Source organism: Dermacoccus sp. PE3 (assembly GCF_001021715.1).
Classification (GTDB): Bacteria; Actinomycetota; Actinomycetes; order Actinomycetales; family Dermatophilaceae; genus Dermacoccus; species Dermacoccus abyssi.
This window is the reverse complement of record NZ_LDCM01000001.1, coordinates 64,491-86,178: the sequence shown is the minus strand read 5'-3', so window position 1 is coordinate 86,178 and position 21,688 is coordinate 64,491. Positions and strand designations below refer to the sequence as shown.

Genomic DNA, 21,688 nt, shown 5'->3' with positions numbered 1-21,688 from the left:
GTGGCAGGTGATGGGATGACGCACATGCCGACGCCACCGCTCCAGCTCCGCTCGATGCCGCGCGCCACACCCGGCGGCGACCCCGCGGCCGCGATGCTGTTCGATGCGACACAGCAGGCGGTGCTCGACGCGGACGACCGAGTGCTGCACGTCGTGGGTGCGCCGGGTACGGGCAAGTCGACGCTCGCGGTGGAACTCGTGGCTCAGGCGGTCCGCGACGGCCTGGCCCCGGACGCCTGCGTTCTGCTCTCGCCCACGCGCACGCTCGCCGGCGAGCTGCGGGCCAGGGTGACCACGCGCGTGGGAGGCACATCGAGCGAACCGATCGCACGAACGCCGCAGGCGCTCGCCTTCGGCATCCTGCGCGCCCGCGCCGCTCTTGAGGGGCTTCCGGCGCCACGGCTGCTCGCCGGGCCGGAGCAGGACGTGGTGATCAAGGAGTTGCTCGCGGGACACCGCGCCGGGCTGGGCCGTGTGCCGAACTGGCCCGCCGATCTGAGCGAGGCACTGCCCACCCGCGGCCTGCGCAACGAACTGCGTGACCTGCTCATGCGTGCCGTGGAGTGGGGCCTTTCGTCGGACGAGCTGGTGGCACTGGGCCACGAGCACGGCCGACCCGAGTGGTGTGCCGCGGCGAGCGTCCTCGACGAGTACGACGACGTCACGGCGCTGTCGCGCCCCGGGGCGTTCGACCCGGCGTGGATCCTCGGCGCGGCCGCCGAGGCGCTCCGCTCGAACGACGACCTGCTCGCCCAGTACCGCTCGCAGTTCTCCCTCGTCGTCGTCGATGATGCGCAGGAGCTCACCCGCGCAGGCGTCGTCTTCCTCCGAACGCTCGTCGGGCCAACGCAACGACTCGTGCTCATCGGAGACCCGGACGTCACGGTGCAGGGCTTCCGGGGAGCCGACCCGCGCTACATGGCCGAGGTCGCCGAGGATCACGGCGCCACGCGGCGTCTCACGCTCGGCGTGGGGCATCGCGCGCCGCGTGCCCTGGCGGCCGTCCGCGAACGCGTCAGCGCCCGTATCGGTGCGGTCGACGGTGCGGCGCACCGCAGCGTCACCACGCGACCGGGCGGTCAGGTCGACGTCGCATTGCTGCGTAGTGCCTCGCAGGAGGCAGCGCACATCGCCGGTACGTTGCGCCGCTCCCACCTCGTCGACGGGGTGGCCTGGCGCGACATGGCGGTCATCGTGCGCGGCTCCGGCATGACCACGGCGCTGCGTCGGGCGCTCAATGCCGCCAAGGTTCCCGTCGCCATCCCGCCCGCCTCACTCGCGCTGCGGGACGAACCGGCGGTACGTCCTTTCCTGGCCGCCCTCGACCTCGTCACTGCGGGGGAAGAGACGGTGCCCGGTGACCTCGCGCTCGATCTGCTCACCTCCCCGCTCGGCGGGGCGGATCCGGTCGTCCTGCGGCGGCTGCGGCGTGCGCTGCGGCGCGAGGAACTGGCACTCGGCGGTGCTCGTACGTCCGACGAACTTCTCGGGGCTGCGCTGTTCGAGCCCGTCCTGCTCGCGTCGCTCGGCCCGGAGGGCACGCCGGCTCGTCGGGTGGCGCGTGTCCTCGACGCTGGACGAGCCGCGTTCGCCCAATCCGGTGAGTCCGGCGACGCGGAGCACGTGCTGTGGGCCATGTGGCAGGCCAGTGGCCTCGCCGAGCCGTGGGAGGCGAACGCCCTCAGCGGTGGCGTCGCAGGTACCCGGGCCGACCGTGACCTCGACGCCGTCGTCGCGCTCTTCGGGGCAGCGGCCACGTACGCCGACCGGTTGCCCGGCGCCGCGGTACGCGACTTCCTCGACCACGTGCGCGGCCAGGACGTTCCCGGTGACCGCCTCGTCGCGGCGGCGCCGGACGACGACGCCGTCGCGCTGCTCACGCCGGCCGGCGCGGCCGGACGCGAGTGGCACACCGTCGTCGTCGCCGGGGTTCAGGAGGGCGTCTGGCCGGACCTTCGGCTGCGTGGTTCGGTCCTCGGCTCGGAGGAACTCGTCGACATCCTCGCGGGCCGTGGCCGTTCGCTGGCCGCGCGTCAGGCCGCTGTGCGGTACGACGAGACACGGCAGTTCGCCATGGCGGTCAGCCGCGCGCGCGAGAACCTCCTCGTCACAGCGGTTCGTGACGACGACGAACAGCCGAGCGTCTACCTCGACATCGTCGACCCGCTCACCACGTCGGCCGGAGCGGACGCCTTGCGCGAGTTCACCTCGGTGGCACGCCCCATGACGTTGGCGGGTGTCGTGGCGGAGGCGCGCCGGATGCTCGCCTCCACCGACGAGATCGAACGAGACGAAGCCTCCCGGCGCCTCGCCCGCCTCGCCGCAGCCGGTGTTCCGGGCGCTGACCCGAGCAGTTGGTGGGCCCTCGTCGCCCAGTCCGACGACCGACCGGTGCGCGCCCCTGAGAGCGTCGTGCGGGTGAGCCCGTCCAAGGTGGAGAGCTTCCACCGCTGTTCGCTCAACTGGCTGCTCACGACGAACGGTGCCTTCGGCCCTTCGATCGGAGCAAGCACCATCGGCACCCTCGTCCACGAGATCGCGCAGGAGTTCGCCGACACCGATCCCACCGCGATGCAGGCCGCGCTCGACGAACGCTGGCCACGTCTCGGGCTCGGCCAAACCTGGCTGGCGAGGGTCGCCAAGGAACGAACGAGTGGCATGATCGGCCGGCTTGAGGGCTATCTCGCCGACGCGAAGGCAGACGGTTGGTCCGGCGCCGGAGTCGAGCGGCCCTTCAGTGCCGTCATCGGCCGGGCCAAGATCTCCGGCATGGTCGACCGGCTGGAGAGCCACGACGGCCGCGGCCTGCGCATCATCGACTACAAGACGGGCGGGTCCAAGCCCAACGATGCCGAGGTGGCGGCGCACCCGCAGCTGGCCGCCTACCAGGCCGCGCTCGAAGCGGGAGCCTTCGGTCCGGGCGTGACGAGCGGCGGCGCCGCACTCGTTCAGCTCGGCAAAGCCGCGGGCGACAGCAGCCGAAGTCCCGCCAAGCTCCAGGTGCAACCGCCCCTCGTGGCCGACGAATCCCGCCAGGATCCGGCCGGGGACGAGGCTTCGACCGAAGCCTCCGTCGGAACGAGCGCCTGGGCGCGCGACCTCATGGAACGCACCGCCGACGGGATGGGCGCGGCTACGTTCCGCGCCGCCATCAACCCGGGATGCACGATCTGCCCGGTCAAGAGTTCCTGCCCTCTCCAGCCGGAAGGACGCACGCTGTGAGCGACATCCCCACCGAGCCCGCCACGGCTACGTCGAACGGTCGGCGGTACGTCAGCGCGGACGAGATCGCGGACGCCTTGGGGCGCTACCGGCACACGCCCGAGCAGAAGGCCGTCATCGAGGCTCCGCTCGAGCCCCTGCTCGTCGTGGCAGGTGCGGGCTCGGGCAAGACCGACACGATGGCCTCACGCGTCGTGTGGCTCGTGGCGAACGACATCGTGCGTCCTGCGCAGATTCTCGGGCTCACCTTCACGCGCAAGGCAGCGGGTGAGCTCGCCGAGCGCATCGGGCAGCGCCTGCGCCTGCTCGAGGCGAGCGGGCTGTGGAAGCCACAGGCCGACGAGGACGGCACCGAAGGCCTCGGCGAGGCGCCCACCGTTTCCACCTACAACGCCTACGCCGGGCGCATCGTGAGCGAACACGGGCTGCGCCTGGGCATCGAACCCGACTCCCGGATGCTCTCCGAGTCGGCATCCTGGCAGTTCGCCCACGAGGTCGTGGGCTCGTGGGACGGCGACATGTCCGACATCACGGTGGGTGAAGCGAGCGTCAGCGCGGGGGTTCTCGCCACGAGCGGCGAACTCAAGGAACACCAGCGCGACGTCGACGATCTGCGCGCCTACTACGAGGGCCTGCTCGCAGGCCTCGAAACGATCCCGTACGCACCCCGCAAGCGCAGCCTGGGAGACGCTGGAAAGGCGCTGCGGATCAAGGCCAAGGGGCATCTTCAACTGCTTCCGCTCGTCGAGGGTTATACGCGGCTGAAGGCCGAACGCTCGGCCCTCGACTTCTCCGACCAGATCGCCTTCGCGGCGCGATTGGCGGAGCGCTTCGAGCAGATCGGGGAGGGGGAGCGTCTGCGTTACCGCGCGGTGCTGCTCGACGAGTTCCAAGACACGAGTGCCGCGCAGATCAGTTTCCTCGCCTCGGTCTTCGCGCGCGGTGAGCAGCGTCCCGGCGTCATCGCCGTCGGTGACCCGCACCAGTCGATCTTCGGTTGGCGTGGCGCGAGTGCCACGACGCTCGCCTCGTTCCGTCAGGAGTTCGCTCTGCCGGGTGAGGACGTGACGCCGGTGGCGTCGCTGTCGACGTCGTGGCGCAACGACCAGGCCGTCCTCGATGTGGCCAACGTCGTGGCGGCGCCCCTCACCCAGGCTTCCCGTGTTCCGGTCGAGCCGCTGCGTGCGCGTCCTGACGCCGGGCCGGGCACCGTGCAGGCGGCCCGCCTCGAGACGGATGTAGAGGAGGCGCGCTACGTCGCGCGGTGGATCGCGGAACGACGTGCCGTCGTCAATGCCGACGGGCACGAGCGAACAGCAGCCGTCCTGTGCCGCAAGCGCTCTCAGTTCGTCCCGGTTCTCGAAGCCCTCGACGCCGAGGGCATCCCGGCCGAAGCCGTCGGCCTGGGCGGCTTGTTGCAGACCCCCGAGGTCGTCGATCTCGTCTCGATGCTCTGGGTCGTCGACGATCCGGGTCGAGGTGATCACCTCATGCGGCTGCTCACCGGTCCGGCCATGCGCCTGGGCCCGGCCGACCTCGACGCCCTCGGCACGTGGGCCCGTGAACTGCACGAGCGTCAGCGCGAGGAGGCCGCTGCAGCGCTCGCGCGTGCCGCCGAATCCGCCGGCAGCGCAGGGGAGAGCCAGTCCCCGGGCCGTTCGGAGGGCGAGGCGTCACCGGGTCTGATCGCGCCGGTGGCGCGCCGGGAGGCAGATCTCGCCGAAGGCACCCGCGACGACATCAGCCTCGTCGAAGCCATCGGTGAACTGCCAGACGAATCGTGGCGTGGGCGGGACGACGAGCGCTTCTCGCCGGAGGCGTTGGCTCGGCTGGCGGGCTTTCATACCTCCTTGAACCGACTTCGTCTGCTCACCGGTTTGCCGCTGGCCGACTTCGTGGGAGAGGCCGAGCGAGTGCTCGGACTCGACATCGAGGTGCTCGCGCGGCCGGGGCACGATCCGTCGACGGCGCGCGCTCACCTCGACGCGTTCGCCGACGTCGCCGGTACCTTCTCGGCGCAGGCGGAGCGTCCCACGCTCGGAGGGTTCCTTGACTGGCTCGATGCTGCACGTGAGGAGGAACGTGGCCTGGAAATGCCGGCCATCGAGGTGAACCCCCGGGCCGTTCAGGTGCTCACCGTGCACGCGGCCAAGGGCCTCGAGTGGGATGTCGTCGCCGTGCCCGGCCTCGTCGAGGGGTCCTTCCCCGGGCTCGACGGGCGAACGCAGGCGGCCGGCGACGAGTGGGCCTTCTCGCAGCACAAGGTCAAGGGTTGGCTCTCGGGCCTCGCGAGCATCCCGTACGACCTGCGCGGCGACCGAGGCGGCCTTCCCGCGTTCGACTGGCGAGCCGCCGCTGACTCGGACGACCTCAACGACCGTTACGGCATCTACCGGGAGGCGGGCCAGGCTCACGAGCGTGTCGAGGAACGGCGCCTGGCGTACGTCGCGTTCACCCGCGCTCGCTCGGAGATGCTCCTCACCACTGCGCCGTGGACGAGCGGGAGCAAGTCGCCGCGGTTGGCGTCGAGCTTCCTCGAGGAGGTGATCGCCGCCGACCTCGCCGAGGTGCTGCAGTGGTCGCCGATGCCGCCCACGCTCGTCGACGGAGAACCTCCGACGAACCCCCTCGAGGAGAACGCGCACGAGGTCATCTGGCCCGTCGACGCGATGGCCGATCACCGCGCAGCCATGACGCCTGGTGCCCGCCTCGTCGAGCAGGCGCGCGAACGTCTCGCCGAGGGCGAGGACCTCGAAGCACCGGGTCAGGCCAGCCTGCCGCTCGAAGGCACCCCGGAGGACTGCGACCTCGAGGTCGAACTCCTTCTCGCAGAGCGCGCTCGTGAGCGTCGGCGTGAGGATCGTTCGGTCGTGCTTCCCTCCCACCTGTCGGCCTCGGCCGTCGTCGCGCTCGCGAGCGATCCGGCCACGTTCGCGCGGCGCCTGCGTCGGCCCATGCCGAGCGAGCCGGCGGTCGCCGCGCGCCGCGGTACGGCGTTCCACGCCTGGGTCGAGCAGCACTACGGCTCGGCTGCGCTCGTCGATGTCGACGAGCTGCCCGGATTCTTCGACGAGGAACCGGCCACCGATGACGCCCTGCCGCGCCTGAAGGAGAACTTCCTCGCGAGCGAGTGGGCCGCGCGCACCCCGCTCGATCTCGAGGTCTCCGTCGAAACGGTCGTGGCGGGCTACGCCATTCGCGGTCGCATCGACGCCGTCTTCGCGCGCGCCGACGGTGGCGTCACCGTCGTCGACTGGAAGACAGGCGCCCGCCCGGACGCCGCGACGTTGCGCCATCGCAGCCTTCAGCTCGCCACGTACGCCCTCGCGTACGCGCGCCTCAAGGGGCTCGACCCGGCCATGGTCGACGGGGCGTTCTTCTACGCCGCGAGCGGAGAGACGTACCGCCCGCCGATGCAGACCCAGCGTGAGATCGAGGAGTTGCTCGTCACCGCCACCGAGGGGTGACGGAAGCCGAGCGAGCTCAGCTTTCGCGTTGTGGCAGGCGGGTCTTCGGGGTGTCGGCGTCCACGCGGGTGGCACCCGTGGAGGTGGCTCCGTCCTCGGCCGGGGCGTCGCCCTCGGCGCGGGCCACCCGCACCGGAATCTCCACGGTGAGATCGTCATCCGGGGCGAGGTCGCCCTCGCCGACCGACTCGATGTCGGCGGGGTCGAGGGGAGCTTCGAGGTCGATCGGCTCGACGCCTGCACGGCGCGGCGGCGGAACGAGGCTCGTGTCGTCCTCCACGTCGAAAGCGAGCTCTTCGAGAGCTTCCGCGTGGTACTCGACCAGTTCCTCTTCGCCCATCGTGCGGCTCGCGAGCAGTGCGTAGGCGAGCTCCATCTCGCCCATGAGGCGGATGCGTCGTTCGAGGTAGCTGTCGGGGCGGTCGGAGCGCTCGGCGGCGTACGCCTCGAAGGCGGTGTCGAACGCCTGTTGCGGGGCGTGTGTCCACAGGAGGGAGAAGTCTCGGGCCGGGTCCGCCACGCCGGCGTGCTCCCACCCGGTGATCGCGCTGACCTCACCCTCGTCGACGAGAACGTCCTCACCGCGCAACGGGCCGTGCGTCACGCACGTGGAGAAACGCCAGAGCTCGGGCGCCTCGAGAGCCTCTTCCCAGCGGGAAAGCAGCGCAGACGGTACGCGCTTGGTGTCAGCCGCGCGATCGAGATCGGCCAGCAGACGCTGGCGGTAGGTCTCGGCGTCGTAGCTCGGAAGCCCGGCTTCCTCGACAACACGCGGATCGACGTCGTGAAGCTTCGCGAGGGCGACACCCACGGCGCGCGCCGCCGCGGTGCGTCCCTGCAGGTCGTTCCACTCCAGGGCGTTACCGCGCGGCTGGGCGTAGACGGCGACCGCGGGCCCTTCCTTGGGGCGGGCCGAGCCCTCGACCCGCGGAAGGTCGAACGCAAGGCGGCGGTCGAGGAGCTGGACGAGCGCGTCCGAGGCAGCGAGTTCGGCACCCGCGGCACCCGTCAGGGCCGAGCGCACCACCCAGACACGGCCGTCCTGGCCGGTGACGTGGGCGCTCTGGTAGACCGCGCCGGCAGGCACGGCGAGACCTTCGACCTTGACGGGGCGGATGCCGGGCACGGCAGCGTCGGCGAGGGCAGCGAGAAGGACGGGGGAGCGCAACACCCCTTCACCGTATGTCGGACCCGCCGCCTACGCTGGGAGGCATGCCCGACGCCACGCCTTCTTTGCCGAATCTCCTGCTTGCGTCGTCGGAGATCGACCGTGACGCAGCGGCCCGCGCCGGGCACGGTTTCGTCCGGGGTCTGCTGCAGGACGCCTCGACGAAGGTGCTCGAGGTCTTCGGTGACCGCACGGCGCTGGACGGGCGTGCGCTCGGGTGGCGGGCGCCCTCCGCAGCCGACCTCGACTGGTACGAGAACGAGGGTGTCGTGCTCTACCTGGGGCGCGCGGGTGAGTCTGCTCGCCTCGCGCTTCTGCGCCCGGCCGACGACTCCCGCGAGGATCTGCTCACGCTCCGTCATGTGGCCCTCGACCTCGACCACGACGACCTGGCGGCCCTCACGACGGCCGTTGCGCTCTCGCACTGGCACGCCACGCACGGGCACTGCCCGCGTTGCGGTGGCGCCACGCTGCCGCGTCAGGCGGGATGGGTGCGCTACTGCCCGAACGACGGGTCGTCGCACTTCCCGCGCACCGATCCCGCCGTCATCATGGCCGTCGTCCACCCCGGTGAGGGCCGGGACGACGAGCGCATCCTGCTCGCCCGGGGGCCGCGCTGGAAGGGCCCGCACCGCTCGGTGCTCGCGGGCTTCGTCGAGCCCGGCGAATCGTTCGAGGCCGCCGTCGCACGGGAGACCTTCGAGGAGTCCGGCGTCGTCGTCGACGACGTGCGCTATCTCGGTAACCAGCCGTGGCCGTTCCCGGCCTCGCTCATGGTCGGTTTCGTCGCCACGGCTCGCACGACAGCGCTGACCCCGGAGGACGGCGAGATCGAGGAGATCGGCTGGTATTCGCGCGCCGACGTCGATCGCGGCCTCGCCGAGGGCACGCTGCGGTTGCCGGGGCGCATCTCGATCGCCCGCTCCCTCATCGAGCACTGGTACGGCGCCGAGCTGCCCGACGGCGTCGAAGGGGGCAGCGCGTGAGCTCCGTCTCCCCAGGGACGATGGATGCCGACGCGGTGCTCGAAGGGCTCGACCCGGGGCAGCGCGAGGTGGCCGCGAACCCGCTCGGCCCCATGGTCGTGCTCGCGGGTGCGGGCACCGGCAAGACCCGCGCCATCACACACCGCATCGCCTACGGTGTCCACTCCGGTGCGCTCGTCGGCCAGCGCACCCTGGCGGTCACGTTCACGGCCCGCGCGGCCGGTGAGATGCGCACGCGACTGCGCGATCTCGGCGTCCCGCAGGTCGTGGCCCGCACCTTTCACTCGGCGGCACTCAAGCAACTGCAGTACTTCTGGCCCCAGGCCATCGGTGGAGGAGCCCCCGAGGTGATCAAGACGAAGGGCAGCATCGTCGGCGAGGCGGCCGGGCGCCTGCGCCTGCAGATGGACCGCACTGCACTGCGTGACGTGGCCTCCGAGATCGAGTGGGCCAAGGTCTCGATGCTCACTCCGGAGACCTACCCCGTCGCGGCTCGACGAGCCGGCCGTCAGCCGGCCGACCTCGACCTGACGGCCATGGCGCGGCTCCTCGACGCGTACGAGGACGTGAAGTCCGCGCGCAACGTCATCGACTTCGAGGACGTGCTGCTGCTCATGACCGGCATCCTCGCCGAGCGCGAGGACATCGCCCGCACCGTGCGCGATCAGTATCGCCACTTCATCGTCGACGAGTACCAGGACGTCAACGCCGTCCAGCAGCATCTGCTGTCGCTGTGGCTCGGCGAGCGCAAGGACCTGTGCGTCGTGGGCGACCCGGCCCAGACGATCTACTCGTTCACCGGCGCATCGCCCAGTCATCTGCGCACGTTCGCGTCGAAGTTCGAGGGCGCGAAGCGCGTCGAACTCGTGCGCAACTATCGCTCGACGCCGCAGATCGTCACGCTCGCCAACGAGGTGATGAAGAAGGCCGACCGCGCGTTCGGCAGCGTGACGCTCCAGGCCCAGCGCGGGTCCGGCACGACGCCGCGCCTCGTCACCTACCCCGACGATGCGGCCGAGGCGCGCGGCGTCGTGGAGGACATCCGCGCCCTCCTCAAGGCAGGGGAGAAGCCGAGCACCATCGCCATCCTCTTCCGCACCAACGCACAGTCCGAGGCCTTCGAGACGGCACTCGCGGATGCCGGCGTGCCGTACCAGATCCGCGGGGGCGAGCGGTACTTCAACCGTGAGGAGGTCCGTCGGGGCATCCTCCTGCTGCGCGGTGCAGCGCGTAGCGACGACGGCTCCAAGCCCCTGCCCGACACCGTCGCCGACGTCCTCATGGGCGCCGGGTGGTCGCCACATCCGCCGGCTGCCGGGGCCACCCGCGAGCGGTGGGAATCGCTGCAGTCGCTCGTGGAACTGAGCAAGGACGTCGCGCGCACCGTGCCCGGGGCCCAGGTGCGTCAGTTCGTCGCCGAACTCGACCGTCGGGCCGCGGAACAACACGCGCCGAAGGTCGAGGGCATCACGCTCGCCTCCCTGCACTCGGCCAAGGGGCTGGAGTGGGATTCGGTCTTCTTCGCCGGTGCGAGCGACGGGCTGCTGCCGATCATGATGGCCACGACGCCCGAGGCGATCGAGGAGGAACGACGCCTCATGTACGTCGGCATCACGCGAGCACGCAAGAACCTCTCCCTGAGCTTCGCCCTGGCCCGTCACGAGGGCGGACGGGCCACCCGTTCGCCGTCCCGTTTCCTCGACGGCACCGGTTCGGTACTGGAAGGAGCGGCCGCTGCGCGCCGTCCGGGCGCTCGCAGCACCCGGACGAGCAAGCCGCTCAAGGCGGCGAAGTGCCGCACCTGTGGCCGCGATCTCGACACGGCCGCCGAGCGCAAGATCGGGCGCTGCTCCGAATGCCCGGCCACCTACGACGAGGGGCAGTTCGAGGCGCTCAAGACGTGGCGACGTGGCGCCGCGCAGCGCGACAAGGTGCCGGCCTTCGTCATCTTCACCGATGCGACGCTCGTCGCCATCGCCGAGACGCGTCCGACGACGCCGGCGGGGCTGCGTGCCATCTCCGGTGTGGGCACCTCGAAGGTGACGAAATACGGCGCGTCCGTGCTCGCAGTCCTCGCCGGCGCCGACCCGGAGGCAGAGGTCGAATCGCCGAGCGCGTTCGGGGAGTTCGACCCGGCCTGACGCGGATTTCGGGGCCGCGAGAAATCTCCCCGTTAATTCGGTTGCCCGCTTCTCGTCGCCCCGACTACTGTGTTCTCACATCACGGCGGATGCCTCGCATTCGCGTGAGTAGAACCGAGAAAGCTCCGCTCGCCGAGCGGACCGACCAGGGAGGTGCCTCATGGACATCATCACCACGATGACGTCGTCCGCCTCCCTGCGCGCTGCCCGCGAGGCCCGCGGTACGGGTTTCACCTTCGATCCTTCGGGGTACCCGTCTGCCCTGGGCCACGCCGGCGCTGAGCGCACCGGCGTCGTCGCCGCACAGAAGCCGAACATCGCTTCGGCCGGTGCGCGCGGCTTCGGCAAGCGTCGTCCCCACCTTTCTCGGTTCTCCCCGCATCCGCTCGGGGGTCTGGTGTAGTCACACATCAGCCTTCGAAGCGAAGCCGCGAGATCCGAAACCCGGGTCCGCGGTTTCTTTCGTGTCGATGAGATGTCGACACGTCGAGCCGGTGGACCCGCCCGAGACACATCGCCCGATGAGCGGGCGTCATCCGTGAAGCGAGGAACACCATGACCGCATTGTTCGAAGACCTCATACCCGTGGCGGTGGCCCAGGTAGAGACTCCCTGCGCCACCGCCGACCCGGAACTGTGGTTCGCGCAGCAGCCTGCCGACGTCGAGTTCGCCAAGGCTCTGTGCAGCACCTGCCCCGTCGTGCGGGCGTGCCTGGCCGGTGCCAAGGAGCGCGAGGAACCGTGGGGCGTCTGGGGCGGTGAGCTGTTCGAGCGCGGCGTCGTCGTGCCGCGCAAGCGTCCGCGCGGCCGCCCCCGCAAGAACGCGGCGTGATGCCGTCACCGGTGACCGCGGCGGTCTGTGTCCGAGCGGGCTCAGGCCGCCCGGCGGCACGAGGCGGTGCACGACCAGAGGCGGTGCTCCACCTGGGGCGCCGCGATGTCGAAGGTCAGGCTCATCGAAAGGGCGTTGACGTTCGACGCCGTGAACGAGCGGACGAACAGGCCGGCGGCCCCGGCAGCGAAGGCGTGCAGCGCCGGAGCGACCGGAGTCTCCGGTCTGACCGTTGCCGCGGCGAAGGCGGGGTGGACGCAGTCGGGACACGGCCCACCGGCGCCCGCGACGGGGCCGACCGTGACGGTGCGTGAGGTGAAGGCCAGAGGAAGGACGGCCGGTCGAGGCCCGATCAACGGCCCCGGCAGATCGGGCACGTCCCCGATCGCTTCGTAGCGCCACGGCAGAGCGCCGATGAGCAGGTCGGGGGCGGGCACGGGACGCCGTCCGTCCCACTCGCCGACGGCGTCGACGAGGCCGGCCACGACGGAGACGACGGGGCGCACGAGAGCATCGGGGCCGGTGACGAGAACGCGGCACGGTCGCCGGACGGGAGCGGCGAGTGATTCGGCGAACTCGTGCCACGCGCGGACGGCCGCGTCCGGTGCGCGCCTCGAGCGCTCGGGGTCCTCGGGCACGAGGTGGCGCAGGGCTCGCCGTTCGGCGACGTGCGGGGTGGGGGTCGTGCCGCTGGGCTGGGACATGCTCGCTCCTCTTGCCTGGCCACCGTCTCCTGGGCGTGGCTTGGTCGACTCAGCGTGCCTCGCGTGTCGGGAAGCGAGTCCGCCGTTGTCCACAGCCGTCGCGGTTGTGGACAGGAGCCGGAGCGTTGTCAGCACTCTCCACTAGCGTTCACGTCATGACCAGCTCGAGCGATCGGCGCCCCACCCACCTCACGATCGACGACCAGCCCGTGGAGATTCGCCGTAGCAGCCGCCGTAAGCGCACCATTCAGGCGCGCTTCGAGGACGGTGTCGTCGTCGTGTTGGCGCCTGCTTCGATGTCGGCGCGGGAGGAGCGGCGCGCCGTCGAGGATCTCGTCCGGCGAGTGACGCGCAAGAGCCGCTCGGCGCGCAACGACGACGCCCTCATGGAGCGTGCGACACAGCTCAGCCGCACGTACGTTCCCGGCGCGCCGGTCCCCTCGTCGGTGCGGTGGGTCTCGAACATGACGAGCCGCTGGGCCTCCTGCTCACCCGCCGACGGTTCGATTCGCCTGTCCGACGCCATCGTGGGTATGCCCGCCTACGTCGTCGACGCCGTGCTCCTCCACGAGGTGGCGCACCTCGTGGAACGCGGTCACGGCGTGGCGTTCCAGACCATCGTTCGCGCCGACCCGAAACACGATGTGGCGCAGGCGTATCTCGCGGGGGCGTCGTTCGGAGCACGCCGCACCGCCGATGCGCTGCCTCAGCACGGCCTTGACGACGACAACAGTGAGCGAGCCGCGACCGATGCCCACGCGACGTCGTCGCCCGGTGACGACGCGCCCTCGGTCGTGCGCTGACCACTTCCTCCCGGGGCTCAGAGCTCGCCCGGGGCATCTCGGGTCGTGGGCAGCGTCGACCAAACCGTCCGGCTTCACCCTCGTGGGTCGCGGCTTTCCGGCACGCTGGGGGCACGTACCCGACGAGAGGAATTGCTAGGCATGCGTACACGGTTCACCGAGCTACTGGGCATCGAGCACCCGGTGGTTCAGGGCGGCATGATGTTCGTCGGACGGGCGCCCCTCGCAGCTGCGGTCTCCGAGGCCGGTGGCCTCGGCATCATCACCGCCCTCACCCAGCCGACGCCGGCCGAGCTCGTCCGGGAGATCGAGGCCGCGCGTGAACTCACGGACAGGCCGTTCGGCGTCAACCTCACGATCCTGCCGAGCATCAACCCGCCGCCGTACGAGGAGTACCTCGACGCGATCATCGAATCCGGCGTGACGATCCTCGAGACGGCCGGCGCCAACCCCGAGCCGTTCATGCCCAAGCTGAAGGACGCCGGCATCCGCGTCGTGCACAAGTGCACGAGCGTGCGGCACGCGCTCAAGGCGGAGCGCATCGGTGTCGACGCGGTGAGCATCGACGGCTTCGAGTGTGCGGGCCACCCCGGCGAGGACGACGTGACGGGGCTCGTGCTCGTACCCGCCACCGCCGACGCGCTCAGCATTCCGTTCATCGCCTCGGGCGGTTTCGCCGACGGACGCGGGCTCGCGGCGGCGCTCTCCCTCGGCGCGCACGGCGTCAACATGGGCACCCGGTTCATGTGCACGACCGAGTCGCCCATCGCCGACGGCGTGAAGAAGGCGATCGTCGACGCCACGGAGCGCGACACCGAACTCATCTTCCGCCCGCTGCGCAACACGGCCCGTGTGGCGAGCAACAGCATCAGTCGCGAGGTCGTCCAGATCCTCGAGGACGGAGGCGAATTCGCCGACGTTCGCGATCTCGTTGCCGGGTCGCGCGGCAAGAGGGTCTACGAGGACGGCGACCTCGAGGCCGGTATCTGGACGGCGGGCATGGTGCAGGGCCTCATCCACGACATCGTCCCCGCCGGCGAGATCGTGACGCGTACGGTCGCCGAAGCGGAGAACATTCTGCGCCGGCTCACGGCGACCTTCTCTCTCGACGCCGAGGCGCACAGCTGACGCCCCGAACGCATCAGCCCGCCACCTCCGCGTGAGGTAGCGGGCTGAGCTTCGTGTCGGCGAATCAGGTTCGGGCGGAGAGGTTCTCGCGCGCCAGGTGGATCGCTTCGACGAGGGAGTCCTCGGTACCCGCGGGCAACGTGTAGACCGGCCACCACCGCACGTCGTCCGACTCGTCACTCATGACGAGGTCGCCGCTCCGGGCGATCGCGGCGTAGCGCAGGTCGAGGTGTTCACGGCACCAGTCGAAGACGGGCGGCAACGCGTGCGCGTCGACCTGGACGAGGTCGGTACTCACGAGGAGTTCCCCGAGACCTGACTCCTCACGCCCCTCGCGGGCGGCCGCGTCGCGGACGCTCGCGTCGCCTGCTTCGAGGTGCCCGCCGAACTGGAACCACCGCTTCGCCTTGCCGTGCAGCGTCAACGCCACGTGTTCGAGCGACGCGTCGAGTACGACGAGTGACGCCGTGAAGTGCGTTCGCGCGCCGTGGCGCCACATGCACTGCGGCTCGGCCTCGAGGACGTCGAGCATCCGCGCTCGCGTCGCCTCCAAGGCGTCAGTCGGCGCCTGCCAAGCCGTGAGCGCAGCGCGGGCGTCGTCGCGCAGGAGCGCGAACGCCTCCGGCATGGGCCCTGCCTGGTGGGCGGGGCTCACTTCTCGGAGTCGGACGGACCCGAAGGCGCGTCGTCTCCGTCGTCGTCCTTGTCTTCGTCACCCTCGGAGCCGTTCTCTGCCGCACCGTGACGCGGGTCCGAGGCGTCGCCGCTCGGCCGCGCGTCGGGGTCGCCGGCCTTCGCTTCGCCGGAGTCCGGCGTTTCGGAGGTCGCGCCGGCGGTGGACGCGCCAGGAGCGTCATCGGCGCGGTCGGCGTCCCACTCGGCGCGCCCCTGCGTGAGCAGCGCTTCGAGTTCGTCGTCCATGGCGTCACGCTCGGGCTCGGCCACCTCGGCGCCGGTGCGCTTGGCGATGTAGTTCTCCGGGTCGGCGATGTCGTCCGCGGTCGGGATGAAGTCGGGGTGACCCCACGCCTCGTCACGCGTGGCCGCGTCGGACGCCTCGGCGAGCTTGCGCCACAGGTCGGCGGCCTCGCGCATCTGGCGCGGACGCAGTTCGAGCCCGACGAGTGAGCTGAACGTCTTCTCGGCCGGGCCGGCCGACGCGCGACGGCGGCGCACGGCCTCGGAGAGGGCCGCGGCGTTGGGCAGGTGGCCGCGCACGGCCTCGTCGGTGACGACGTCGACCCAGCCCTCGACGAGCGCGAGCAGCGTCTCGAGGTGGGCGAGGGCGCGCTTCTGCTCCGGCGACGGCTCGGGGGAGAACAGGTTGCCGGCGAGGGCCTCCTGCATCGCCTCGGCGTCGGAGGGGTCGATGTCGCGCACCTTCTCCTCGATTGCCTCGGTGTCGATGCGGATGTCGCCGGCGTAGCTCTGCACGGCTGCGATGAGGGCGGCGCCCAACCACGGCACACGCTCGTAGAGGCGGACGCGGGCTGCTTCGCGCACGGCGAGGTAGAGGTGCACCTCACCGGCGTCGACCCCGAGGCCGTCGGCGAACGACGCGACGTTGCCGGGCAGGATCGTCACGGCGTTCGGCGTGACGAGCGGCAGACCCACCTCGGTGCCGGTGACTGTTTCTCCGGCCAGAGCGCCGATGGCCTGGCCGACCTGCATGCCGAACATCGAACTGCTCATCTGCTTGAGCATCGGCGTCATCTGCGACGACAGGCTCGAGATGTCGAAGCCCGCGGGCAGCATGCCCTCGGGGATGCCGAGCTGGGAGAGGTCGCCGGCGTCCATCTGACCGAGCTGTTTCATCATCGCGTCGGAGACGGCGTTGCCGACGCCGGTGGCCACCGGCTCGACGACCTTGCGCCACGTGGGCATCGTCGCTTCGATCCACTCGCTGCGTGACAGAGCGCGGGGGCGGGCGCTCGGCGCGGCGAAGTCTGTGACGGCGTCGAGCCACAGGTTGGCGACCTGCGCCACCTGGGCGACATCGCTCTGCGTCGAGGCGGGGACGCTCGGGTCACCTTCAGCGGCGACGACGCGGCGGGCCACGTCACCGGCCATGCGCTCGTTGAAAGCAGAACCGGTGTCGCCGCTCATCATGGCCTGGAACTGGGCCTGCATCATGCCGAGCTGAGCAGGGTCGATGTTGCCCAGACCCATCTGGCGCAGGGCGTCGACCATGCCGGCGTCGGGGGTGCCGCCCATGAGATTGCGCAGCATGTCCTCGAGACCGTCACCGTTGTTCCGGTTCTCGTCGCGGTCGTCGTCGTCGCGGCCCCCGTAGGGGTTCATCGGGTTGGGAACGTCGGGCATGGAAACCTCCGCACTGGGCGTCGTCGCTTTGCGACCGACACTACCGCTCGCACCAACTCGAACTCCTCGGCGTTCTTGCAGCCGCGGGTGAGAGGATGAGCGGCGGTCGGCACCTCGCCCCGTACAACATCGAAAGGTCGCTATGAGTTCCCGCGCCTCCTTCGTCACGATCAGCCGGGCCCACTCGTGATGGCCCTGCAGCGTCGAACGAAGATCGTCCTCGGCGTCTTCCTGCTGCTCGTGGCTGCCCTCATCGCCTCCGTCGCGATCAAGGTGCCGTACGTCATCCTGCGTCCCGGGCCGGCTCCGGACACGCTCGGTTCGCTCGACGGCAAGCGCATCCTCCAGGTCAGCGGCACGAAGACCTATCCGACGACGGGTTCGCTGCGCTTCACGACGGTCTCGATGTACGGAGGCCCGGGCAACCGTCCGAGCGCCCTCGAGTACGCCTTTGCGCTCACCGACTCGCACGCGGAGATCTACAAGGAGTCCGATCTCTTCGCTCCGGAGACGACGAGGGAACAGGTCGAGCAGCAGAACGCCGCGGAGATGACGGGTTCGCAGAGTGCCGCCGAGGTGGTCGCGGCCCGCAAGGCCGGATTCACCGTGCCGGAGACGATCGAGATCGCCGCCGTCTCCGAGAAGGCCGCCGCGAAGAAGCTCCTGCGTACCAAGGACGTCATCACGAGCGTCAACGGTGTTGCGGTGAAGGATTCGCCGACCCTGCAGCGGGAGATGAAGAAGGTGAAGCCGGGGGAGAAGGTGAATCTCGGCATCACTCGCGCCGGCAAGCCGATGACGCTCGAGGTGCCGACACAGGAGGTCGACGGGCGTGCCGTCATGGGAGTGGCCCTCAACCCGAAGGCCTCCCTGCCCTTCACGGTGAAGCTCGCCGTCGGCGACGTGGGCGGCCCCAGCGCGGGCCTCATGTTCACGCTCGCGATCTACGACACGGTGACGCCGGGCCCGCTCACCGGTGGCAAGCACATCGCCGGCACGGGCACGATGAATTCCGTCGGCGAGGTCGGGCCGATCGGCGGGGTCAAGGAAAAGGTCGTCGGCGCTCGTGAAGAGGGTGCTACGGCGTTCCTCGCACCGGCCGACAACTGCGCCGAACTCAAGGGCAATGTGCCGGACGGGCTGAGCGTCTACCGCGTGGCGACGATCGACGAGGCCGTCAAGGCCGTCGAAGGCATCGCGAAGAACGACACGAAGGGCCTCGCCCGCTGCGGTTGAGGCACCGAGAGGTCGTCAGCCTGCGAGAGTGGCCTTCAGCGCATCGACGAGACCGGGGGCGATGTTCGTTCCGATGGCAACCTTGTCGTCGCTGTCCTCGGCCCTGCGTCGTACGAGGGTGATGATCTCGCCGCCACGCAGGGCAGCGACGAGGAGGCGGACGTCCTCGCGCTCCGCGTGAGAGGCCAGACGCTCCGTCGTGGAGCCTCGTGTGCCGAAGGTGTCGGTCTGCGCGCTCGGCGGCACGATGATGCGCTCCACCGCGAGTGCCACGCCTTCGACGTCATCGGGCCACGCCGTGTGGCCGAGGGCCTTCTCGAGGTCGTCGCCGACGATGGCGTCCTCCTGCTCGATGGCGGAGTACTCGTCGGGATCAATGTCCCCGAGCACGGCTGCGAGCGCGGGCTGGGCGCGCAACAGTTCGCCGTTGCGGGCGAGTGCGAAGAGCCGGGGCGCCTGGCCCCACCCTTCGGAGGCGACATGCGCCTCGGTCTCGAGCGCACAGCGGGTCAGGGGTGACAGGACGGGCTTGACGGCACTCATGGATCCCATCGTAGGCGGCCCGGGGACCCCGCCCGCACGCGTGAGGTGGGCCACGGGTTAGGTTGGGGCAGAACGCTGGAACGAGTCTGCGCGCTGAGCGCGAGCGAACGCGCGCTGCGCGGGTGAAGGGGTGGGGCCGGTGCCTGCAGATCGGGTGCCCGAAGGCGGCGAGCAGCAGGTTGCTCTCGACCCCCGTTCGGTCAAGCGTGCGAGGCGCCTCGGGCTCGTCGTCGGTGGGCTCATCGTAGCGATCTTCCTCGTTCGGCTCGTCGCCGGCGCGTGGACGCAGTGGGCCTGGTTCGACTCCGTCGGCTTCGTCGGCGTGCTGCGAACCCAGTGGATCACCCAGGGCGTGCTGTTCGTCATCGGGGCGCTCCTCACCGGCGGCGCGGTCTGGACGTCCCTCGCCGTGGCGCACCGGGCACGGCCCGTCATCGTGCCGGAATCCGACGATGAGCTCGTCATGGAGCGCTACCGCGGCGCCTTCGAGCCGATCCGTCGCCGAGTGTGGATGGCCGTCCCGGCGCTCGTCGGCTTCTTCGGCGGGGCGACAGCGGCCTCCCAGTGGAAGCTCGCCCTCCTGTGGTTGAACCGTGTTCCGTTCGGCACGAAGGACGCCCACTTCAACAAGGACATCGGCTTCTTCGTCTTCACCGTGCCGTGGCTGAGCTTTCTCGTCGGCTTCCTCACGATGGTGCTCATGCTCGCCCTCCTGGCGGCGCTGCTCGCGCACTACCTCTACGGCGGCCTCAACTTCCGCGGTGCCGGGGGAGGCGCTCATTCCCGCAGCCCCCGTACGTCGGCCGCGGCTCGCGTGCACCTGTGCGTCCTCGCGGCTGCGCTCCTGCTCGTGCGCGCCGGTTCCTTCTGGCTGTCTCGCTACGAGAGCACGACGGCCGCGGGGTCGCGCATCACCGGCGTCACGTACACGGTCGATCACGCGATCATTCCGACGCGCGGCGTCCTCGCCCTCGCGGCGCTGTGCTGCGCGGCCATGTTCATCGCGACGATCGTGACGGGCACCTGGCGCGTACCGCTCGTCGGCGTCGCCATGATGACGGCGGTGGCGGTGCTCGTCGGTCAGGTGTATCCGGCATTCGTCCAGCGCTTCCAGGTCAAGCCCTCGGAGGCGAGCAAGGAGACCCCGTACATCAAGGACGCGATGGCGGCCACGATGAAGGCCTACGGGCTCGGCGACATCGATCGGCGCAGCTACAGCGCGACGACCGACGCATCCGGTGGGCAGCTGCGTGGTGACACCGCGACGATGCGCGGTATCCGCCTGCTCGACCCCACCGTCGTCGGCGCCACGTTCCAGCAGCTGCAGGGGCGCGTGAACTACTACCGCTTCCCGGCCAGCCTCGACGTCGACCGCTACACGACGAACGGCGAGAAGCGCGACACCGTCGTTGCGGTGCGCGGCCTCAACCTCGCGGGTGTGCCCGCCTCGCAGCGCAACTGGGTCAACGACCACACCGTGTACACGCACGGCTACGGCGTCGTCGCGGCCGACGGCGGCAAGCTCACCTCCGAGGGTGCGCCCGTCTTCGTCGAGAAGGACATGCCGACGAGCGGGGTGCTCGGCAAGTACGAACCGCGTATCTACTTCGGCGAGGACATGCCCGGCTTCTCCATTGTCGGTGGCCAGGGCGCTCGCGAACTCGACCACCCCGACGCCTCGGGTGAGCAGAAGCGCACGCGCTACGCCGGCAAGGGTGGTGTCGCCCTGTCGAACCCGATGAGCCGCCTCGCGTACGCCGTGACCTACGGCGACAAGAACATCCTGCTGTCCGACGCGGTGGGTGACGGCAGCCGCATCATCGACAACCGCGACCCCTCCGAGCGCGTCAAGGCCGTGGCGCCGTGGCTCACCACGGACGGCGACGTCTACCCGAGCGTCGTCGACGGGCGGGTGCAGTGGATCGTCGACGGCTACACGACGAGTGACAACTACCCGGGCGCGGCGAAGTCGAACCTCTCCGGTGCCACATCCGACTCGACGACGGCGACCTCGCGCAACGTCCGTGCCCTGCGTGACGGCCAGGTCAACTACATCCGCAACTCGGTCAAGGCCACGGTCGACGCCTACAGCGGCGAGGTGAAGCTCTACGCGTGGGAGCCGAACGACCCGATGCTCAAGGCCTGGACGAAGGCGTTCGGCGGTTCGGTGAAGCCGATGTCGCAGATGAGCGCCGATCTCGTCTCCCACGTTCGTTACCCCTCGGACCTGTTCAAGGTGCAGCGAACGGTGCTCGAGACCTACCACCAGAACGATGCGGGTGAGTTCTTCAACGCGAGTGACCAGTGGCAGGTGCCGGACGACCCGACGGCCGGTGAGAACGCCAAGGGCCAGCCTCAGCCGCCGTACTACCTCACGCTCGCGATGCCGGGGCAGAAGGCGCCGAGTTACTCGCTCACGTCCACGTACATTCCGGTCGGTTCGCGACAGAACCTCACCGGCTACCTGTCGGTCGACTCCGACGCGGGCTCCGAGGCGGGCAAGAAGGCCTCGACCTACGGGCGGGTGCGTCTGCTCGAGATGCCCGGTTCGACCTCGGTCACGGGCCCGGCGCAGTTCCAGAACGATCTCGACTCGACGACGCGCACCTCGGCCGACGGCAGCGTGCCCCTCACGCAGTTCCTCAGCCAGGCGCGACAGTCCGGTTCGACGGTGGCGCGCGGCAACCTGCTCACGCTGCCCGTCGGGGGAGGCTTCCTCTACGTCGAGCCGATCTACGTCCAGGCCCGTGGTGCCACGTCCTACCCGCTGCAGCGCGCCGTCGTCGTCGGGTTCGGCAACAAGCTCGCATGGGCGCCGACCCTCGAGGCGGCACTCGACGATCTGTTCGCAGGAGACTCCGGAGCGGACGGGGCGCCGCAGCCGTCCCAGGACGACGCGAACTCGGGCAAGGACTCGGAGAAGGACTCCGGGAAGGATTCGACGACGAAGCCGTCGACCTCGTCCAACGCAACGCTCGATAAGGCCCTGAAGGATCTGCAGAAGGCGTACGACGACGGGCAGGCCGCCATGAAGAAGGGCGACTGGAAGGCCTACGGCGAGGCGCAGCAGCGTCTGCAGAAGGCTCTCGACTCGGCCACGTCGGCCGCGCCGTCGGGCTCGGTCACGGCGAAGTGAG

15 protein-coding genes are annotated in these 21,688 nt (G+C 70.3%); 10 read left to right on the top strand and 5 right to left on the bottom strand.

The genetic code is table 11. The features are described from left to right. Window positions 1-24 precede the first annotated feature (24 nt). Both AA983_RS00385 and AA983_RS00380 read left to right on the top strand, forming a co-directional pair. Window positions 25-3,222, top strand: coding sequence for an ATP-dependent DNA helicase (locus tag AA983_RS00385; protein WP_231579488.1), 3,198 nt, complete (start codon window positions 25-27; stop codon window positions 3,220-3,222). After that, window positions 3,219-6,689 carry an ATP-dependent DNA helicase gene (locus AA983_RS00380; protein WP_231579487.1) on the top strand — a complete coding sequence of 1,157 codons (3,471 nt, stop codon included), beginning with the start codon at window positions 3,219-3,221 and terminating at the stop codon, window positions 6,687-6,689. The genes AA983_RS00385 and AA983_RS00380 overlap by 4 nt, the downstream gene beginning before the upstream one ends. A gap of 16 nt (window positions 6,690-6,705) precedes the next feature. Here AA983_RS00380 and AA983_RS00375 read toward each other — a convergent pair whose 3' ends face one another. Further along, a complete protein-coding gene (locus AA983_RS00375; RefSeq protein WP_052946708.1) occupies window positions 6,706-7,860 on the bottom strand; it encodes a phosphotransferase in 1,155 nt (384 codons plus the stop codon). A gap of 41 nt (window positions 7,861-7,901) precedes the next feature. Between AA983_RS00375 and nudC the strand changes: the two genes are divergently transcribed. From nudC to AA983_RS00355, 4 genes are all read left to right on the top strand, one after another. Further along, window positions 7,902-8,843, top strand: coding sequence for an NAD(+) diphosphatase (nudC, locus tag AA983_RS00370; protein ID WP_082128711.1), 942 nt, complete (start codon window positions 7,902-7,904; stop codon window positions 8,841-8,843). Between the two features lie 20 nt (window positions 8,844-8,863). Beyond that, window positions 8,864-10,984, top strand: a complete 2,121-nt coding sequence (locus AA983_RS00365) for an ATP-dependent DNA helicase UvrD2 (RefSeq protein ID WP_047310294.1) — start codon at window positions 8,864-8,866, stop codon at window positions 10,982-10,984. A gap of 160 nt (window positions 10,985-11,144) precedes the next feature. Next, window positions 11,145-11,387 (top strand): hypothetical protein, encoded by a 243-nt coding sequence (locus AA983_RS00360; RefSeq protein WP_047310293.1) that lies wholly within the window; start codon window positions 11,145-11,147, stop codon window positions 11,385-11,387. 152 nt (window positions 11,388-11,539) lie between these two features. Next, window positions 11,540-11,815: a WhiB family transcriptional regulator gene (locus AA983_RS00355; protein ID WP_047310292.1), complete on the top strand. Its 276-nt coding sequence runs from the start codon at window positions 11,540-11,542 to the stop codon at window positions 11,813-11,815. 41 nt (window positions 11,816-11,856) lie between these two features. Here the strand turns inward: AA983_RS00355 and AA983_RS00350 are convergent, their stop codons facing one another. Further along, complete coding sequence (locus AA983_RS00350; protein ID WP_047310291.1) at window positions 11,857-12,519, bottom strand: hypothetical protein; 663 nt, start codon at window positions 12,517-12,519, stop codon at window positions 11,857-11,859. A gap of 155 nt (window positions 12,520-12,674) precedes the next feature. On the opposite strand from AA983_RS00350, the gene AA983_RS00345 reads away from it, so the two are divergent. Further along, window positions 12,675-13,322: a M48 family metallopeptidase gene (locus AA983_RS00345; protein ID WP_197078911.1), complete on the top strand. Its 648-nt coding sequence runs from the start codon at window positions 12,675-12,677 to the stop codon at window positions 13,320-13,322. Between the two features lie 141 nt (window positions 13,323-13,463). Next, a complete protein-coding gene (locus AA983_RS00340) occupies window positions 13,464-14,450 on the top strand; it encodes a nitronate monooxygenase family protein (protein ID WP_047310290.1) in 987 nt (328 codons plus the stop codon). Between the two features lie 64 nt (window positions 14,451-14,514). Here the strand turns inward: AA983_RS00340 and AA983_RS00335 are convergent, their stop codons facing one another. Then, a complete protein-coding gene (locus AA983_RS00335; protein ID WP_047310289.1) occupies window positions 14,515-15,078 on the bottom strand; it encodes an NUDIX hydrolase in 564 nt (187 codons plus the stop codon). Window positions 15,079-15,101: 23 nt separating this feature from the next. Then, on the bottom strand, window positions 15,102-16,772 hold the full coding sequence (locus tag AA983_RS00330) for a zinc-dependent metalloprotease (protein WP_082128591.1): 1,671 nt from the start codon (window positions 16,770-16,772) through the stop codon (window positions 15,102-15,104). A 189-nt stretch (window positions 16,773-16,961) separates the two neighbouring features. On the opposite strand from AA983_RS00330, the gene AA983_RS00325 reads away from it, so the two are divergent. After that, entirely contained in the window at window positions 16,962-18,008 is a 1,047-nt protein-coding gene (locus tag AA983_RS00325) for a PDZ domain-containing protein (RefSeq protein ID WP_047310288.1), read from the top strand. Window positions 18,009-18,023: 15 nt separating this feature from the next. Here AA983_RS00325 and AA983_RS00320 read toward each other — a convergent pair whose 3' ends face one another. Continuing rightward, on the bottom strand, window positions 18,024-18,551 hold the full coding sequence (locus AA983_RS00320; RefSeq protein ID WP_322612667.1) for a PPA1309 family protein: 528 nt from the start codon (window positions 18,549-18,551) through the stop codon (window positions 18,024-18,026). A gap of 139 nt (window positions 18,552-18,690) precedes the next feature. Here AA983_RS00320 and AA983_RS00315 point away from each other — a divergent pair, with 139 nt between their 5' ends. Then, the gene (locus AA983_RS00315) at window positions 18,691-21,687 is read left to right on the top strand and encodes a UPF0182 family protein (RefSeq protein WP_231579486.1); all 2,997 of its coding nucleotides are present in this window, start codon (window positions 18,691-18,693) and stop codon (window positions 21,685-21,687) included. Window position 21,688 lies beyond the last annotated feature (1 nt).

What these genes read in the sequence shown, in the direction of transcription:
- AA983_RS00385 (WP_231579488.1), top strand. Translation starts at nt 25, where the DNA reads ATGCCGACGCCACCGCTCCAGCTCCGCTCGATGCCGCGCGCCACACCC.
- nudC (WP_082128711.1), top strand. Translation starts at nt 7,902, where the DNA reads ATGCCCGACGCCACGCCTTCTTTGCCGAATCTCCTGCTTGCGTCGTCG.
- AA983_RS00365 (WP_047310294.1), top strand. Translation starts at nt 8,864, where the DNA reads ATGGATGCCGACGCGGTGCTCGAAGGGCTCGACCCGGGGCAGCGCGAG.
- AA983_RS00360 (WP_047310293.1), top strand. Translation starts at nt 11,145, where the DNA reads ATGGACATCATCACCACGATGACGTCGTCCGCCTCCCTGCGCGCTGCC.
- AA983_RS00355 (WP_047310292.1), top strand. Translation starts at nt 11,540, where the DNA reads ATGACCGCATTGTTCGAAGACCTCATACCCGTGGCGGTGGCCCAGGTA.
- AA983_RS00350 (WP_047310291.1), bottom strand. Translation starts at nt 12,519, where the DNA reads ATGTCCCAGCCCAGCGGCACGACCCCCACCCCGCACGTCGCCGAACGG.
- AA983_RS00345 (WP_197078911.1), top strand. Translation starts at nt 12,675, where the DNA reads ATGACCAGCTCGAGCGATCGGCGCCCCACCCACCTCACGATCGACGAC.
- AA983_RS00340 (WP_047310290.1), top strand. Translation starts at nt 13,464, where the DNA reads ATGCGTACACGGTTCACCGAGCTACTGGGCATCGAGCACCCGGTGGTT.
- AA983_RS00335 (WP_047310289.1), bottom strand. Translation starts at nt 15,078, where the DNA reads ATGCCGGAGGCGTTCGCGCTCCTGCGCGACGACGCCCGCGCTGCGCTC.
- AA983_RS00330 (WP_082128591.1), bottom strand. Translation starts at nt 16,772, where the DNA reads ATGCCCGACGTTCCCAACCCGATGAACCCCTACGGGGGCCGCGACGAC.
- AA983_RS00325 (WP_047310288.1), top strand. Translation starts at nt 16,962, where the DNA reads ATGGCCCTGCAGCGTCGAACGAAGATCGTCCTCGGCGTCTTCCTGCTG.
- AA983_RS00320 (WP_322612667.1), bottom strand. Translation starts at nt 18,551, where the DNA reads ATGAGTGCCGTCAAGCCCGTCCTGTCACCCCTGACCCGCTGTGCGCTC.